This is a genomic window from Gordonia effusa NBRC 100432 (assembly GCF_000241305.1).
Classification (GTDB): domain Bacteria; phylum Actinomycetota; class Actinomycetes; order Mycobacteriales; family Mycobacteriaceae; genus Gordonia; species Gordonia effusa.
Genome location: NZ_BAEH01000115.1, coordinates 54,557 through 69,965, shown reverse-complemented (window position 1 = coordinate 69,965; position 15,409 = coordinate 54,557). Strand labels below are relative to the sequence as shown.

Sequence of the window (15,409 nt, the reverse complement as noted above, 5' to 3'; positions counted from 1 at the left end):
TGCCGGGGGCATTGCGCCCCCGGCAGCTTCGTCTGGTGCGGTTTCCGGGGGCGCCGCGGACGAGACCGTGGTATCAACAGATGTGCCATCTAGCCCCTTCGCCGGCCTTTCCCGGCGTGAATTCTTTGCCAAGGTCGCTGCCGTCGGTGGGACCGCCTACCTAGCCTCCTGGGCCGACCCGATCATCTCGCGCGCGTACGCCGCAGATCCTGCCGGGACCGGATCCCTCAGTGACATCGAACATTTCGTCTTCTTGATGCAGGAGAACCGGTCCTTCGACCATTACTTCGGCACGTTGTCGGGCGTACGCGGCTTCGACGACAATTCCGCGGCCTGGAAACAGAAGGGCTGGGCGCCGCGGATCGGCCCTACTAAGACTGGCCACACGGTCCCGTTCCGCCTCGACACCACCCGCGGCCCCTCGCTCGACGGTGAGTGCATCAACGACCCTGACCATTCCTGGGGCGGTATGCACAAAGCGTGGAATGGCGGGAAGAACGACGGTTGGCTACCGATGTCAATCGACTCGGTCGGACCGGGCAACGCACCTGCGTTAATGGGGTACTACACGCGGAAAGATATCCCCATCCACTACGACCTTGCCGACGCGTTCACCATCTGCGACAACTACCATTGCTCGGTCCTCGGGCCGACCGATCCCAACCGGCTGTATTGGATGAGCGCCAGCATCGACCCCGACGGTTCGCACGGCGGTCCGCTCCTCGAAACACCAACGCTCATACCGAAATTCGTCTATTCGTGGCGCACCATGCCGGAGAATCTGCGCGACGCCGGGGTGAGCTGGAAGATTTACAACAACCGCGACGTCGGACCATTGTCGTCGGTACTGCTCGACGGCATGATGGGTTGCTTCAAACAAGCCCAGAACCCCAACTCCGAACTCCACCGCCGCGGAATCGACCCAACGTACCCGAATGATTTCCGAAGCGACGTCAAAAACAACCGGTTACCCAAGGTGTCGTGGGTGATTCCGTCGCTCATCGAATGTGAGCACCCGGCACTGCCCGCGGCACTCGGCGCGGTCGGGCTGGTCCAAATTCTCGACATCCTGACCTCTAATCCCGCGGTGTGGGAGAAGACCGCACTTATCGTGAGTTACGACGAGAACGGCGGCTTCTTCGATCACGTCACCCCGCCCACCGCTCCGAAAGGCACCCCGGGCGAATACGTCACCGTGCCCAATATCGGCAAGGTGTCGTCTTCGGAGGGAATCCGCGGTCCAATCGGACTCGGCTATCGCGTTCCGGGACTTGTGATTTCGCCGTACAGCCGAGGTGGGCTGGTCGATTCGACGATCTTTGACCACACGTCACAGTTGCGACTGATCGAGAAGCGGTTCGGCGTGGAAGTTCCTAATCTGACGAAGTGGCGCAGATCGGTAACCGGCGACATGAGTACGGCTTTCGACTTCGCCAGGAAACCTAACGCCCGTCGTCCACATCTGCACGACACGAAGCCCAAGGTCGACGCCGCGATCGCACAATGCGGACCCAACGTCGCCGCTGGCTATATCAACAAGGGCGCCCCATATCCGGTGCCGCCCAACAGAATGCCGAAACAGGAGCCCGGCAGCCGGCGTCAACCCAGCGGCGCCGTCGGCTGATCTGGCCTAGTCTCAAACCTATGCCGCGCTCTATTCTGCTCACGCGCTCGACGATTCTGACCCGCACTCCCGCTGAGGTATTCACGCCGACCCTGGTCTTGCCGTTGCCCGCGTTATTCTCCACGTGGTTCGGGCCCATCCCGCCGATCAGGGAAGTCGTCGACCAGACCGGAGACTGGCAGCACGCGGGACAGACTCGCACCATAAAGCTGTCCGGTGGCGGGCAGATGACCGAACGGCTCATCGAAGTGAGTGAACCGACACGGTTCCGCTATCAGCTCAGTGACGTGACCGGGGCGATCGCGCCGTTGGCCGCGTCGATCGACGGTGAGTGGCGATTCGAGCCGTCGAATGCGGGCACCACCGTCACGTGGCAGTGGGAGATCCACGCGAAAAACGTTGTGTCCGGCCTGATCCTGCCGGTATTCGGCAAACTGTGGAACGGTTACGCTGACCGGGCGCTCACGCGATTGGGATCGCTGGTTACCTAATGCCGGCTGGCGATACCGAGTCGCGACGCGAGTTGCCGCCCGGCTGATTCGAGCACGCCGATCGGCGAAAGCGCGACCTCGACAATCACCACCAACTTTTCGGCGCGCTCAACAATCCCCTCCATCCGCCCGAGGATGGCATCGAGACGTTCCGCCATCCCGTCGACGCGATCCATCGTCGTCGACAACCGAGTCAACGACTCGTCGAAGGTCCCCAGAGTCGTGTCGAGCGCACCCATCGTCGAGTCCATGCCGCCGAGGACTTCGCCCATGTCGACCAGGATGGTCTGCACCTGCTCGACGGTCATGTCGGCGTTCATGGCAGCTTGCGCGAGTTTGCGCAGTCGCTGACGGTCGGGTGGTCGTGCGCCTGTTTCTGCCATGCCGTCGATTATCGCTCCACCGACTGCCGGGGATCGGAATAATTCGTAGATAGGCGGGGTTGTCACAGGCAAGAGTTGCTCAAATCTGAGCAACTTAGTGTGAAGGAGTTATCATGCCCGCCATCACCGCCGACACTCTCACTCTGCCGCGGATCGCCACCACCGCACTCGATGCCGTCGAGCGTCCGGTGAAGTCAGTAACCCGAGGTCCCCGCGGCTTCGAAGGAGAAGGCTTCCCCGTAGTACGCGCCTTCGCGGGCGCAAGCGCAGCCGATCTCGATCCATTCGTTCATATGGACCAGATGGGTGAGGTGGAATACGAGCCCGGCGAACCCAAAGGAACGTCGTGGCACCCGCACCGCGGCTTCGAAACCGTCACCTACATGATCGACGGACGCTTCCAGCATCAAGACTCCACCGGTGGTGGCGGCATCATCGAAAACGGTGCCACACAATGGATGACGGCCGGCGCCGGAATCCTGCACATCGAAACTCCGCCGGCCGAACTAGTCGAATCCGGTGGTACCTTCCACGGTATTCAGCTGTGGGTCAACCTGCCCGCGTCGGACAAATTCATCGCGCCCAAATACCAGAATCTCGAAGCGCAACAGTCGACATTAGTCGCATCCGCCGACGGCGGCGCGTTAGTGCGCATCATCGCCGGCGAAATCGACGGTCACGGCGGCCCAGGTGCCACCCATACCCCAATTACGTTCGCGCACGCGACTATTGCGGCCGGCGGTCGATTGTCGATGCCGTGGCGAGCTGACTTCAACGCACTGGCATACGTGCTATCCGGCCACGGCAGCGTCGGCGCCGAAGGTCGGCCGATCAGCCAGGGCAACCTCGTCGTCTTCGGCAAGGGCGACGCGCTGACCGTCTCCGCCGACGTGACTCAGGACGCCAATAGCCCGGCTTTAGAAGTTCTCCTGTTGGGCGGCAAACCTATTCGCGAACCGATAGTGCAATATGGACCGTTCGTCATGAACACCAAACAGCAACTCATCGAGGCGATCGAAGATTTCAATGCCGGACGCCTCGGCGTTATCCCACCGGATGCGCTGATGCCGCATACGTCGAGCCGCTGATGAATACCAGCACGACGTCGGCGCGCGCGACGCTGCCCATCGACGAAATTGTCGACCCGCGCTGGGCCGCATGGCAACCGTTCATCGAAACGAGCGTCCATCTGCAAACCCTTCTCGACGACGAGCTGCGTACAACATCGGGAATGAGCTTGGCCGACTATCACGTCATGCTCTTGCTGGCCAAGGCGCCCGCGCACCGACTGCGTATGAATGAGCTGTCGCGGTCGATGGTGTTCTCATCGTCGCGACTGTCTTATCAGATCGATTCGTTGGGAAAGAAGGGCTGGGTGACACGCGAGGCCGTCCCAACCGATCGGCGAGGCAGCTATGCCGTGTTGTCGCCGTCTGGGCTGCGGGCGCTCGCCGACGCTGGCAAGGTCCATCTGCGTTCAGTCAAACGCCTTTTCGTCGACGTACTCGACGTCGACGACGGTCAAGCATTAGCCACAGCCCTACGTCGTATCGCATCCGCATTGGAAGAGTCATGACTACCACCATCATTAGATCTGCCGATCGACACCAGTGGAACAACGAATGGCTTGATTCACGCCAATCCTTTCCCGCGACGGGCAACTTCAACTTGTACGAGAACGCTCACGGCGTGTTGATGGTGCATAACGACGACACGATGCTCGCCGGTGAAGGTCTCGACCGCCACCAGCATCACAACGCTGAATTACTGACCTGGGTGCTCAATGGCTCTGTGGTGCACAGCGATTCACAGGGCACCGAGGGAGAAATCACGCGTGGAGTAATCCAGCGCATGACCGCGGGGCGCGGCATCACACATTCCGAGCGCAACGGATCCTCACGCGCGGACAACGTAGCGCTGCGCGTGATCCAGATGTGGGTGGCCCCCGACACCGACGATCTGGAGCCCAGCTACGAAGAGCGTGATTTCACTGCCGAACTTGGCAGTGGCGAATTGTTCGTCGCGGCATCGGGGATGGTCCGCGATCGTTCGACGTCGGCGGTGCGTATCGCCAATCGCTTTGCGGCACTGCATATCGCGGCACTCCCGGCGGGCAGATCGACTAGCCTGCCGCCCGCGCCCTTCGGGCATCTCTACGTCGCGCGCGGGGAAGTCCGTGTTGACGGAGCGGCATTGACCGAAGGCGACGCGGCACGATTCCGCGACGCCGGATCGATCGAAGTCAAGGCCGTCGATGACAGCGAGATTCTATTCTGGGAGATGCACGCCGGTTTCGACGTGTAGTTGTTGTGGGACAGTAGGTTTCACGTCTCACCGGGTCTCGATACACCTCGTCGCTAGCGCTCCTCGGCACTCGACCAGCAGTGGTGGACCTCGTCGCTACTGCTCCCCGGCACTCGACCAGCTGTGGTGGACCTCGACCAGCGGTGGGGGGGTCGCCACCCCGATGGTCGAGTGCCCGGCGAGGCGCTAGCCGAGCCGGGTGTATCGAGACCCCAGACACCGCCGATCATGCTGTACCACAGGGATTCTCGATGACCTCACAACTGCGGCGCGACCTCCGACGCCACTAACTCAAGATGGTCGAGATCACTGAGATCCAATGTCTGCAAATAGATTCGGCTGATGCCCAGCGCACGATACTGTTCGATCTTGGCCACCACTTCCGCAGGTGTGCCCGCTGCGCCATTGGCGCGCAACTCCTCGACGTCGCGGCCGATACTCTCGGCACGAGAAGCCAATTCCGCATCGGTGCGGCCAGCACAGAGCACCAGAGCGGCCGACAACACGAGCTCATCGGCGTTTCGGCCGGCGGCCGTGCACGCCTGACGAACTCGCTCGATCTGCGCCTCGGCATCGTCGACGGGGACGAAGGCGACATTGAACTCGTCGGCGTAGGCAGCCGCCAACGCGGGAGTTCGCTTGCGCCCCATGCCACCGACGATAATCGGCGGCCGCGGAGCCTGTGTGGGCTTGGGCAATGCCGGTGAGTCAGCCAATTGGTAGTGGGTGCCGGCATAGTCGAAAGTTTGGCCTCTAGGCGTGTCCCACAGGCCGGTGATGACGGCGAGGCTTTCCTCCAGACGGTCGAATCGCTCGCCGAGCGGTGGGAACGGAATTCCATACGCCTTGTGCTCGGCATCGAACCAACCAGCGCCGATACCCAATTCGATTCGGCCGCCGCTCATCTGGTCGGCCTGTGCGACGGCGATGGCCAGTGCGCCGGGGAATCGGAAGGTCGCCGAGGTAACAAGCGTGCCCAGCCGGATTCGAGATGTCTCGCGGCCCAACGCGGCCAGGGTCAGCCATGCGTCCGTCGGGCCGGGAGCGCCGTCGACGTTCATCGCCAGATAGTGATCCGACCGGAAGAACCCATCGAAACCAAACTCCTCGGTGGCCTTGGCCACGCGGAGAAGATCGTCGTAGGTAGCGCCCTGCTGGGGCTCGGTGAAGATTCTCAAGTCCACGCCCACCGACCCTACCCAACTTTCGCCCATACTGTGCATGGCAAAGTCAGCGCGTCAGACTGACCTCGTCATCGGTGGATAATGTCAGCACCGCCTCGACAATGGCATCGTGATTCTCCACCTCTTCCTCAAGACGCCGCAGTCTGCGCGCCACATCGTGTTCGGGTGCATCACCAACGAGGTCTACCGCAGCGACCAGGTAGTACTGCGCCGGTCCGACGAATTCGGCGTGCAGGTAGGTGACTCGCTGAACATCGTTGTGCGCCAACAGATGTTCGAGCATGAGCGACCGTGTCTGCGGTCGCGCCACCTGCCCGAGCAGAAACTCCCCGTTACGCTTAATCAAGACGATTGCGATGACGCCAAGTAGCACGCCAACGCCGATCGATCCCAGCGCATCCCACACCGCCGACCCGGTGATCTGGTGCAGCACCATCCCCAGTGCCGCGATCAGCAGACCGATCAGCGCCGCGGCGTCCTCGGCAAAGACCGCGCGCAACGTCGCCTTCGACGTATTCAACACATAGCGCAGCGGATGTAATGACCATCGGGCCGCGTCCAAACGCGCCTGCCGAGCTGATTGGAGGAACGAAATACCCTCCAGTACAAAGGCGATGCCGAGCACGACGTAACCGACCAGATACTCCGACTCGGCTTCGGGTTCGCTCAGCGCCGAGATTCCGTGCATCACCGACACCACCGCGCCAACGGTGAATAGCCCAAACGCGGCGAACATCGACCAGATGTAGGTCTCGCGGCCGTAACCGAACGGATGGCGCCTGTCGCGCCCACGGCCACCCCGGCGCTCAGCGATCAAGAGAAATATCTCGTTGCCCGCGTCGGCCCATGAGTGTGCTGCTTCGGCAACCATCGACGCTGACCCGGTAACCGCAGCCGCGACTGTCTTCGCAACGGCCACAAGGATATTCACTGCGAAGGCGATGACGACGGTAAGCATCGAATCGCCACCGGCGGAATCGTCGCGCTCAGTCACCTACCCATGGTCGCACAACGCAAACGCGGTGCGCCTCCAGGTATGGAGACACACCGCGTGCGGTCGGCTGGGGAGAGGGGTCAGCCGAGACTGAAGGGACGACCGTAGAAGGTCAGGATTTGCCGAGCGTTGTCGGTGTCGACGAACACGTTGGCGATCGATCGCGCCTGCGCGTAGCCACCGCAACCGTTGACCTGCATGGTCTGGTTGGTGTAGCTCAAGCGGCCGTGATCGGTCTTCTTGTAGCTGATCTTGGTGTCGTGCTTCTGGTTACCGAAGTCGTCGGCCTTTTCGTAGTCGAAGACGTAGTAGTTGACCGCTTGGCCGGGACCGAGCGAGATTGTCGAACCAGCGGACAACTCGGTCGGGCCGGTGTCGTTGCCCTTGGCTCCGCCCGAGCCCGACAGCGACCCGACGCTGACCTGGCAGCCAACGACATAGCCGACCTGAAGCTTGATCGAGCTGACCTTCTTCGAGGTCTTGACATTGTAAGTAGCCGACACCCAGGCGTTGCGGTGCAGCGGGGTCCCGCCGAGCGACGGATTGATGTTGGCTCGCTCATTGCTGCGCGTCAGGGTCACCTTGGTGCCGTCACCAAGCGTTTGTGTCGCGGTTTGGGAGGGCAGCACAACCTTGACATCGGCGCCGGCGACGGCGGGCGTGCTGATCGCCACTGCCGCGGCCGACAGCCCGGCTACAGCCAGAGCAACAGAACTAATCTTCTTCATGGAGATTCCTTGTCTCAAATTCTTGTCTGGGGCGGTCAGCCGATGGAGAAGGGCTTGCCGTACAGGTTGACCTTCTGGTGGTTTTCACCGGAGGTCTCAACGGTCACAAAGGAGCGGGCCTGGGCGTAACCCGCGCAGTTCTGAATCTGCAGCTGCGTGTTCTTCCAGCTGAAGTAGTAGGTGCCCTTCTTCTTAATGTCCTTGGAATCGAGCTGCGCGAACACGACCTGTCCAGGCTGAATCGGGAGGCTGATGGTGCCCGATGCGGACGGTGTACCACTGGTCGGATTGATCGAGCCGCTGATACCCGCGCTCAAGTTGCCGATCTGCACCTGGCAACCAACGATGTACCCGACCGAAAGAGTCGCTGCCGCACCATCATTCGAGGTTCCATTGGTGCCGGGGATACCCGCCTCGCCAGCCGACCCTCCGGACGGTCCCGGGTCCGACGACTTCAAGTTTGGCGCCTTCAAGACGACGTTGCCGGTCACCCATGCGGTGCGGCCCATTCCGTTAGCGGCCAGCGACGGCGAGATGCGAGCCGACTCCCCGTTGCGGATCAGCTGTAGTCCATCGCCGGACTGTGAACCGCTCGGCAGGCGGACGAATGCGTCGGCATGCGCCGGGGCAACACCTGTTACGGCGATGCCAGCGGCGGCCACGCCCGCCAGAACGCCCGCGAACGCGCCGCGTCGAACGGGCGATTTGATCGTGCTCATGAATTCCCTCCAGGGCTGTTTGTCTCGTTGCCGTCTGCGACGACATCGGGGCGAACGATACTGGAGTAATTTGAAACAAAAGGGAAACAGGCGGTAACCGAAAGTGGTTATTCAGCGACACATTCAGAAAACCACCAGGTGGAAGATCTCGGAAAGATATCGGTCAACAATTCAATCGCACTGAGTGTATGTCCGACTTCTTACGATCCAACCCACTCAAACAATAGTCATTAGCCTTAGTCAATAAATACATCGAATCTAATTCGAAGGCACTACAATTTACAATTTGTAACCGAGATCACATCACATTATACTTGTGCTCCCACTGCTTTCGGTCGGTATGCCATTCAGCCCCAAGCGATTTCGCCCAGCATGGGCGCAATGCTGGCCTCCCAAGCCGACTGAATCGATGATGATCGGATGTCTCGATATATCCGATTCAACGCATTTGACATGAACTGTGTGGCCCATCAATCCCCCGGATTGTGGCGTCACCCAGAAGACCGTTCGTGGGATTACAACACTCTCGACTACTGGGTAAATCTGGCCAAACTACTTGAATCGGGCCATTTCGACGGCCTGTTCATCGCCGATGTTCTCGGTACCTACGACGTATATGCCGGCAACGACGAGGCGGCCATTCGCGAAGGCGCGCAGATTCCGGTCAATGATCCACTTCTTCTGGTTTCAGCAATGGCCCACGCTACCGAGAACCTCGGTTTCGGGATAACCACCGGAACCGGATTCGAGCACCCGTACCCGTTTGCCCGCCGCCTGTCGACCCTCGATCACCTCACCCGAGGACGCATCGGCTGGAATGTAGTCACCGGCTATCTGCCGGCTGCGGCGCGCAATATGGGCGACGATTCCCATCTCGCCCACGACAGCCGATACGACCACGCCGACGAATACCTCACCGTGCTCTACAAGCTATGGGAGGGTTCCTGGGAACGCGACGCCGTACGCCGGGACCGTGCGGCGGGGATCTTCGCCGACCCCGCCAAGGTTCATCACATCGGACACGCCGGAGAACACTTCCAGGTACCCGGCATCCATCTGTCTGAGCCCTCGCCCCAAGGGTCTCCGGTCATCTACCAGGCTGGCGCTTCGCCGCGCGGGCGGCGATTCGCTGCCGAGAACGCCGAGGCGATCTTCGTCGCCGCACCAACCAAAACTATTCTGCGCGAGGTTGTTTCGCGAACCAGAGAAGAGCTTGTCGCCGTGGGCCGAGATCCCTATGACGCCAAGATCTACACCTTGATCACCATCATCACCGATGAGACGACCGAGGCCGCACTCGCCAAGGCAGCCGAGTACCGGCGCTATGCAAGCGAGCAGGGTGCACTGGTATTTATGTCCGGCTGGATGGGAATTGATCTTGCCGCCTACGATCTCGACGATCCGATCGGTGCCGTCGAATCGAACGCGATTCAATCCGCGGTCGCAGCCTTCGCGCAGGCGGATGAGTCCGGAAAGCCATGGCGCGTAACCGATATCGCTCAGTGGGGCGGCATCGGCGGGATGGGCCCAGTGTTCATCGGTTCCGGGGAGGATATCGCCACCACCCTGCAGGACTGGGTCAGCGACACCGACGTCGACGGGTTCAACATCGCCTACGCCGTCACTCCCGGCTCATTCGAAGACATCGTTCGTTACGTCGTACCCGCTTTGCAGGAGCGTGACGCCTACCCTACCGGGTACACGCCGGGAACGTTGCGGCACAAACTCTTTGGGCGGGGCGATCTCCTTCCGGAGTCTCATCGCGGCGCGAGTTTTCGGGTCGGCGGCGTTGGCTCGACGATCGACGACTCCGTCCGGCACAAGCTGATCGACAGTGGTGCGCGCTCATGACGATCACGGTTCGGAACCTCACGAAGATATTCGGCACTAAAGACACCTCGTCCACGGTGCTCGATGACGTGTCGTTCAGCGTCGAATCGGGCGAGATTTTCGCCGTCGTCGGGCCGTCGGGTGCGGGTAAGTCCACTCTGGCCCGCTGCATCAATTTGCTGGAGCGACCAACGTTCGGCGAGGTAATTGTCAACGGAGACAGTCTGACTCAACTCACCTCAGACGGCCTTCGTCAAGCACGACGTCGCATCGGCACCGTATTTCAATCCTCAAGTCTGCTATCGCGACGAACCGCCGCGGCGAATGTCGCACTGCCGCTTGAATATCTCGGCGCTACCGCCGCAGCCACGAAATCTCGGGTTGCCGAGCTACTTGAGCGCGTAGGACTCGCCGACAAGGCCAACCTCTACCCCCATCAGCTTTCTGGCGGGCAACGCCAACGCGTCGGCATCGCGCGAGCACTCGCCCTCAAACCGTCTGTGCTGCTGAGCGACGAGGCGACGTCGGGACTCGATCAGTTAGCGACCGATAGTTACCTGTCACTCCTGGCCGAATTGCGCACCGAACTCGACCTGGCGGTCGTGCTCATCACCCACGAAATGGAGACCGTTGTGACGGTTGCCGATCGGGTCGGGCGACTCGAGCACGGCACTCTCGTCGAGCAGGGCGACGTTGTGGATATCGCACTCGACGCTCGGTCAACACTGGGCGCCCAACTCCGATCACCCGGACGGGCCACGGCCGCAGCTCATAACACCGTCCCGATCACGGTGACCTATGCTTCACCAGCGGTACCGGCGGACTGGATCAACCGCCTATCGGTCGAATTATCCACTCCCATATCAATTTTGGGCGCAAATGTGCAGTCGGTGAATGGCATCGCCGTCGGTGAGGTCACGATTGGCATAGCAGCCATCAACGAGACCGACTTTCTCCGATCCGCGAAATCGCTTGGGTTGGAAGCACAGTCGTTGTCGGCGCGGACTGACCTCCCGCACGACACACTGGCGCGGGTGTCCGCATGAGTGCAGCGACCGCCCCGACGATCCTGGCTATCTCGGTTCCTGTCGACGAGATACCCGATCTACTGATTCCCGCGTTCTTCGACACCGTCATCATGGTCGGCATCGTGATGGCACTGGTACTCGTTGTCGGGCTGCCGCTGGGCGCACTCGTTCATAACCTGGCCCCGGGCGGACTCTTCGAGAATCGAGCCCTGCATACGCCACTGTCCTGGGTGATCAGTATTGGACGCTCCCTGCCGTTTCTAGTCCTGATGACCGCCATCATCCCGTTCACCCGGTTGTTGACCGGAACGAATATCGGGATAGCAGCGGCGGTGGTGCCAATGTCGATCGCCGGCATCGCGTTCTTCACCCGTATCGTTGAGAACTCGCTGAGGTCGGTGCCGACCGAAGTGATTGACGTCGCGAAGGCGTCCGGTGGGTCGCCCTATCAGATCATCACCGCCGCCCAGATTCCCGAGGCACTGCCGAATATCGTTGGCGGACTTACCATCAACACCATCGCGATGATCGAGTACTCGACGATAGCCGGGACTATCGGCGCCGGCGGACTCGGCTACATCGCCGTCACCTATGGCTACCAGCGTTTCGACCACGGCGTGATGATCGCGACGATCGTCGCATTGGTGATCACCGTTGCCATTATTCAAGTGGCGGGCGACGCATTGGTACGCCGTCTCACGCCCCAGCGCTCGTCGGCCTTCGCCCGGCGCTGACGAAAGTCACCGCACTCCACACTCTTCCCAACTATCAAGGAGCTTCCTTATGTCCACAACTACCGCAGACGACCAAGACACCAGCGATTCGACGCCACCGGGCGGCAACGACATTGAGCTGAGGACTAAGCGCCGATGGCCCATCGTTGCCGGGCTCGCGGTGGTCGCCATACTCGTCGCTGCGCTCATCGGATGGCGGGTATCAGGTTCGGATACCAAGTCTTCCAACGAGATCGCCGGCGCCACCCTCACCATCGTGACTGCCGAAGGAAACGCGGCCGAACAGGCCCTCGTCAACTACATCGCCAAGGAAGTAGCTCCTCGCCACGGAATCAAGGTCGCGTTCAAAGGACTTGCCGATTCGACGACCCTCAACCGTGCGGTGAGCGACGGCGAGGTGGCCGGCACCGTGTATCAGCACAAACTGTGGCTGTCGCAGGTGCTCGCCGCGAACCCTGATTTCCAGGAGGTCGCTGCCACCCCCGTGTTCCGCTGGGGCTTTGGCATCTGGTCGGAAAAGTACCGAGATATCAACCAACTTCCTACTGGCGCAACGGTTTCGCTCTATTCGGATCCGGCCAATGAGGCACAGGGGCTATCTCTACTCGAACGAGCGGGACTCATCACCCTTAAGCCCGGCGTGGACAAGTGGAAAGCCACGCAGGACGATATTGCCGGCAATCCGCGCGATCTGAAATTCCGGCTTCTCGACTTCGCCGCTCAGTCGCGCGCACTCCCCGACCTCGATGCCGCGGTCGGCTACACCGAGTATTACCTCGCCGCGAATATCGACATCGCCAAGCAAATCTTCGCGCCGCCCGCACCCGATGAGTTTGCCGGCCAACTGACAATTGGCACCAAATGGCAGAACACCGACAATATTCGCAAACTCGTTGCGGCGTTCAAGGATCCGGCGGTACAGAACTTCCTGCGTACCGACCCTTCGGCGAGGAACATCCTGCTGCCGCTTTAGGTCCCAGATCGGGCGGCGACGCGCGGTTAGGCTGGCGGGCGTGACTCAACCAGGTTTTGGCCGACACCGCGCGCACGCCGACCCGCCTGCCGAGCGATCAGGCGCAGAACGATCGCCGGTGGATTCAGCAAGAACCGCACCTGTTACCGATCCGCCCGCTCATTCACACAGCCACGGCCTGGGATCGGGCCCCGCGCCACTATCCGGGGCGGCCCGCCTGACTGTGATGATCCTGCTCGGACTCATCGCGGTAGCGGTCGTCGCCGGGATAGTGGCGCTGTGGCCGTCTTCGGCGGATCACCCGATCCCGATGCAATTCCGTTCGGCTGACGGCGGTCCGATTCGCACGGTCAACGCAACGGTCGTGTCGCAGACCCGCGCCGCATGCCAAAATCAGCTCGTCGGGGTCGCCATCGACGACGTCTCCATTCCGGTCACGCCGGTCGCGAGTGGTCCGTGCATCGACTCAACAGTTCGCCTCGATACCGGCGACGACGCCGGCAAGCTGGTGCTGATTCAGATTCCGACGAACAAAGCGCAGTCGGGTAGCGGCCCGGACACTCCGAAACCCAACCCGGCCACCGCGGACGAACCGCAGGCCGGCCAGCCGACATTGCACGTCGATGATTCGATTCGGCTCAGCATAAGCCCCGGTTACGACGGGACAGCTCGATACGGTTTCTACGACTTCGCGCGCGGCCCCTCAATCCTGGTGTGGGCCATACTCTTCGTGCTCGCGATCGTTCTCGTCGCGGCGTGGCGCGGGCTCCGCTCAGTAATCGGACTCGCCTTCGCATTCGCGGTCCTTGGCATCTTCACCTTGCCAGCCATTCTCGCGGGCAGCTCGCCGGTTGGTGTCGCGGTGGTGTCGTCGGCGCTGATCCTGTTCGTGGTGCTCTATTTAGCGCACGGGATTAGCATGCGCACCAGTTCGGCACTATTGGGTACGTTGTTCTCGTTGGGGCTTGCCGGGATACTCAGTTGGCTGGCCATCAAGACCACGAAGATCACCGGCCTCTCCGGTGATCAAGCGATGAATCTTCAGCTCTACCAAGGGTCCATCTCAGTGTCGGGGCTGCTTCTGGCCGGCTTCATCATCGGCACCCTCGGCGTACTCAACGACGTGACCATTACGCAGGCGTCCGCAGCCTTCGAACTTGCTGCCGCAGGCGAACATTCGCGCTTAGCTACCTTCCGGGCGGCGATGCGGATCGGCCGCGACCATATCGCCAGCACGGTATACACGCTCGTATTCGCCTATGCCGGTAGCGCATTGCCGTTGCTACTGCTGTTCTCCGTCGCGTCGCAACCATTCGGCTCCCTACTCACAACCGATCAGGTAGCCATCGAGTTGGTGCGCGCCTTCGTCGGAGGAATCGCCATCGCGCTATCGGTCCCGCTTACTACTGCGATAGCGGTTGCGCTGGTGCGACTTCCGGCCGCGTCTAGACCGGCGGGCACTGACCGAACGGCAGCGACGCCATATTCTTCGACAACCAGCCACCAATCTTATTGAGCATCTGCTTTCCGTCGTCGAACGATCCGCTGCGCGGAATTGCCGCCATTGATACGGCGACTTGCCCCGCTGTGGTGTTGATGAGAGCGATCTGACGCACGATGTAGCCCTGTCGCGTATCGCTGACCGGCCCCCAGCCGCCCTTGACCGCAGTGGTGGCACCCTGCGAACGTCCGACCTTGGCGACGCCCCACTGCTGGTTGGCCGCAACAGAACTCATTAACCGAACGATGTGTTCGGCACCGGCCATGCAGGGCAGGTGCGCACCAAATCGGGCCTGGTCGATCAATGCCCATTGGGTGTAGCCCGGATACGACTTGGGGAGGTCGAGTTCGGACGATACTCGGGTCACCGCGTCGTGGCCTTCCCGCAAGATCCCGGTCACGGCGTCGACCGCTTGCCGACTGCCGCCGAGCGAACCCCACAGGTCCGCTGCTGCGTCGTTGTCCGAGAGCATGATCGCCTTTGCCTCCGCACCCGCGACCGCAACACCATTGCGGCGTTGCGATGCGAGCGACACCGGCACCTTGAAGGTCGACCAAGCTCGTCCGACCTTGAGCGGACCGAAGGACAATCCGTTATCGCCGCCGATCGGAACTAGAGCCACCCCGATCGGACCGGCCGTCGACTTACGCTTCGCCATCGACTTACGCAGGGCGGCGAAGCTCGACGTGAGCTTCTGCTGCGATGTTGGCGGTAGTTTGAGAGCCGGAAAGACCTGCTCCAACGACGGCAGCAGTGGCCGCGCCGATGCGACGGCGCCGCCGGCACCGATGATGCTGATCACGGCGAGCACTACGATCATCGCCGTCCGAATATTCTTAGCCACAACTGCCCCTTTAGTCACACAAGTAACAGGAGCCTATGTTCGCTCGACCAAGTCGGCCAGTCCGGACACCAA

At 61.4% G+C, this 15,409-nt stretch carries 16 protein-coding genes; 10 read left to right on the top strand and 6 right to left on the bottom strand.

The window, feature by feature from the left end; translation table 11 throughout:
* The first annotated feature begins 82 nt into the window (after positions 1-82).
* Together GOEFS_RS19955 and GOEFS_RS19950 are read left to right on the top strand one after the other, a co-directional pair.
* The gene (locus GOEFS_RS19955; RefSeq protein ID WP_040525701.1) at positions 83-1,624 is read left to right on the top strand and encodes a phospholipase C; all 1,542 of its coding nucleotides are present in this window, start codon (positions 83-85) and stop codon (positions 1,622-1,624) included.
* 20 nt (positions 1,625-1,644) lie between these two features.
* Positions 1,645-2,115, top strand: a complete 471-nt coding sequence (locus GOEFS_RS19950) for an SRPBCC family protein (protein WP_007319763.1) — start codon at positions 1,645-1,647, stop codon at positions 2,113-2,115.
* Here the strand turns inward: GOEFS_RS19950 and GOEFS_RS19945 are convergent.
* Positions 2,112-2,498, bottom strand: coding sequence for a hypothetical protein (locus GOEFS_RS19945; RefSeq protein ID WP_007319762.1), 387 nt, complete (start codon positions 2,496-2,498; stop codon positions 2,112-2,114). The genes GOEFS_RS19950 and GOEFS_RS19945 overlap by 4 nt on opposite strands.
* Before the next feature lie 113 nt (positions 2,499-2,611).
* Here GOEFS_RS19945 and GOEFS_RS19940 point away from each other — a divergent pair, with 113 nt between their 5' ends.
* From GOEFS_RS19940 to GOEFS_RS19930, 3 genes are read left to right on the top strand one after another with little or no spacing between them, the layout of a single operon-like run.
* Positions 2,612-3,586 carry a pirin family protein gene (locus GOEFS_RS19940; RefSeq protein ID WP_007319761.1) on the top strand — a complete coding sequence of 325 codons (975 nt, stop codon included), beginning with the start codon at positions 2,612-2,614 and terminating at the stop codon, positions 3,584-3,586.
* Positions 3,586-4,074, top strand: a complete 489-nt coding sequence (locus tag GOEFS_RS19935; RefSeq protein ID WP_007319760.1) for a MarR family winged helix-turn-helix transcriptional regulator — start codon at positions 3,586-3,588, stop codon at positions 4,072-4,074. The genes GOEFS_RS19940 and GOEFS_RS19935 overlap by 1 nt, the downstream gene beginning before the upstream one ends.
* Positions 4,071-4,802 carry a pirin family protein gene (locus tag GOEFS_RS19930; RefSeq protein WP_007319759.1) on the top strand — a complete coding sequence of 244 codons (732 nt, stop codon included), beginning with the start codon at positions 4,071-4,073 and terminating at the stop codon, positions 4,800-4,802. Before GOEFS_RS19935 ends, GOEFS_RS19930 begins: the two co-directional genes overlap by 4 nt.
* Before the next feature lie 257 nt (positions 4,803-5,059).
* On the opposite strand, the gene GOEFS_RS19925 is transcribed toward GOEFS_RS19930, so the two are convergent.
* The 4 genes from GOEFS_RS19925 to GOEFS_RS19910 all read right to left on the bottom strand — a co-directional run bounded on the left by GOEFS_RS19925 (position 5,060) and on the right by GOEFS_RS19910 (position 8,427).
* Positions 5,060-5,986 (bottom strand): LLM class F420-dependent oxidoreductase, encoded by a 927-nt coding sequence (locus tag GOEFS_RS19925; protein WP_040525740.1) that lies wholly within the window; start codon positions 5,984-5,986, stop codon positions 5,060-5,062.
* A gap of 46 nt (positions 5,987-6,032) precedes the next feature.
* The gene (locus tag GOEFS_RS19920; RefSeq protein WP_007319757.1) at positions 6,033-6,944 is read right to left on the bottom strand and encodes a cation diffusion facilitator family transporter; all 912 of its coding nucleotides are present in this window, start codon (positions 6,942-6,944) and stop codon (positions 6,033-6,035) included.
* Positions 6,945-7,060: 116 nt separating this feature from the next.
* Positions 7,061-7,708 (bottom strand): MspA family porin, encoded by a 648-nt coding sequence (locus GOEFS_RS19915; RefSeq protein ID WP_007319756.1) that lies wholly within the window; start codon positions 7,706-7,708, stop codon positions 7,061-7,063.
* Between the two features lie 35 nt (positions 7,709-7,743).
* A complete protein-coding gene (locus GOEFS_RS19910; RefSeq protein ID WP_007319755.1) occupies positions 7,744-8,427 on the bottom strand; it encodes an MspA family porin in 684 nt (227 codons plus the stop codon).
* Positions 8,428-8,847: 420 nt separating this feature from the next.
* Between GOEFS_RS19910 and GOEFS_RS19905 the strand changes: the two genes are divergently transcribed.
* The 5 genes from GOEFS_RS19905 to GOEFS_RS19885 all read left to right on the top strand — a co-directional run bounded on the left by GOEFS_RS19905 (position 8,848) and on the right by GOEFS_RS19885 (position 14,508).
* Complete coding sequence (locus GOEFS_RS19905; RefSeq protein WP_007319754.1) at positions 8,848-10,278, top strand: LLM class flavin-dependent oxidoreductase; 1,431 nt, start codon at positions 8,848-8,850, stop codon at positions 10,276-10,278.
* On the top strand, positions 10,275-11,303 hold the full coding sequence (locus GOEFS_RS19900; protein WP_007319753.1) for a methionine ABC transporter ATP-binding protein: 1,029 nt from the start codon (positions 10,275-10,277) through the stop codon (positions 11,301-11,303). The genes GOEFS_RS19905 and GOEFS_RS19900 overlap by 4 nt, the downstream gene beginning before the upstream one ends.
* Positions 11,300-12,019 (top strand): methionine ABC transporter permease, encoded by a 720-nt coding sequence (locus tag GOEFS_RS19895; RefSeq protein ID WP_007319752.1) that lies wholly within the window; start codon positions 11,300-11,302, stop codon positions 12,017-12,019. The genes GOEFS_RS19900 and GOEFS_RS19895 overlap by 4 nt, the downstream gene beginning before the upstream one ends.
* Positions 12,020-12,068: 49 nt before the next feature.
* Positions 12,069-12,992, top strand: a complete 924-nt coding sequence (locus GOEFS_RS19890) for a MetQ/NlpA family ABC transporter substrate-binding protein (protein ID WP_007319751.1) — start codon at positions 12,069-12,071, stop codon at positions 12,990-12,992.
* A 118-nt stretch (positions 12,993-13,110) separates the two neighbouring features.
* Positions 13,111-14,508: a YibE/F family protein gene (locus GOEFS_RS19885; protein WP_007319750.1), complete on the top strand. Its 1,398-nt coding sequence runs from the start codon at positions 13,111-13,113 to the stop codon at positions 14,506-14,508.
* Here the strand turns inward: GOEFS_RS19885 and GOEFS_RS19880 are convergent.
* Entirely contained in the window at positions 14,438-15,313 is an 876-nt protein-coding gene (locus GOEFS_RS19880; RefSeq protein ID WP_040525698.1) for a hypothetical protein, read from the bottom strand. The genes GOEFS_RS19885 and GOEFS_RS19880 overlap by 71 nt on opposite strands.
* Positions 15,314-15,409: the final 96 nt, after the last annotated feature.

Bases quoted from the DNA above. Each gene is read 5' to 3' on its own strand.
- GOEFS_RS19905 (WP_007319754.1), top strand. From the start codon at position 8,848: ATGTCTCGATATATCCGATTCAACGCATTTGACATGAACTGTGTGGCC.
- GOEFS_RS19910 (WP_007319755.1), bottom strand. From the start codon at position 8,427: ATGAGCACGATCAAATCGCCCGTTCGACGCGGCGCGTTCGCGGGCGTT.
- GOEFS_RS19900 (WP_007319753.1), top strand. From the start codon at position 10,275: ATGACGATCACGGTTCGGAACCTCACGAAGATATTCGGCACTAAAGAC.
- GOEFS_RS19945 (WP_007319762.1), bottom strand. From the start codon at position 2,498: ATGGCAGAAACAGGCGCACGACCACCCGACCGTCAGCGACTGCGCAAA.
- GOEFS_RS19895 (WP_007319752.1), top strand. From the start codon at position 11,300: ATGAGTGCAGCGACCGCCCCGACGATCCTGGCTATCTCGGTTCCTGTC.
- GOEFS_RS19950 (WP_007319763.1), top strand. From the start codon at position 1,645: ATGCCGCGCTCTATTCTGCTCACGCGCTCGACGATTCTGACCCGCACT.
- GOEFS_RS19880 (WP_040525698.1), bottom strand. From the start codon at position 15,313: ATGATCGTAGTGCTCGCCGTGATCAGCATCATCGGTGCCGGCGGCGCC.
- GOEFS_RS19935 (WP_007319760.1), top strand. From the start codon at position 3,586: ATGAATACCAGCACGACGTCGGCGCGCGCGACGCTGCCCATCGACGAA.
- GOEFS_RS19920 (WP_007319757.1), bottom strand. From the start codon at position 6,944: ATGCTTACCGTCGTCATCGCCTTCGCAGTGAATATCCTTGTGGCCGTT.
- GOEFS_RS19915 (WP_007319756.1), bottom strand. From the start codon at position 7,708: ATGAAGAAGATTAGTTCTGTTGCTCTGGCTGTAGCCGGGCTGTCGGCC.
- GOEFS_RS19940 (WP_007319761.1), top strand. From the start codon at position 2,612: ATGCCCGCCATCACCGCCGACACTCTCACTCTGCCGCGGATCGCCACC.
- GOEFS_RS19930 (WP_007319759.1), top strand. From the start codon at position 4,071: ATGACTACCACCATCATTAGATCTGCCGATCGACACCAGTGGAACAAC.
- GOEFS_RS19890 (WP_007319751.1), top strand. From the start codon at position 12,069: ATGTCCACAACTACCGCAGACGACCAAGACACCAGCGATTCGACGCCA.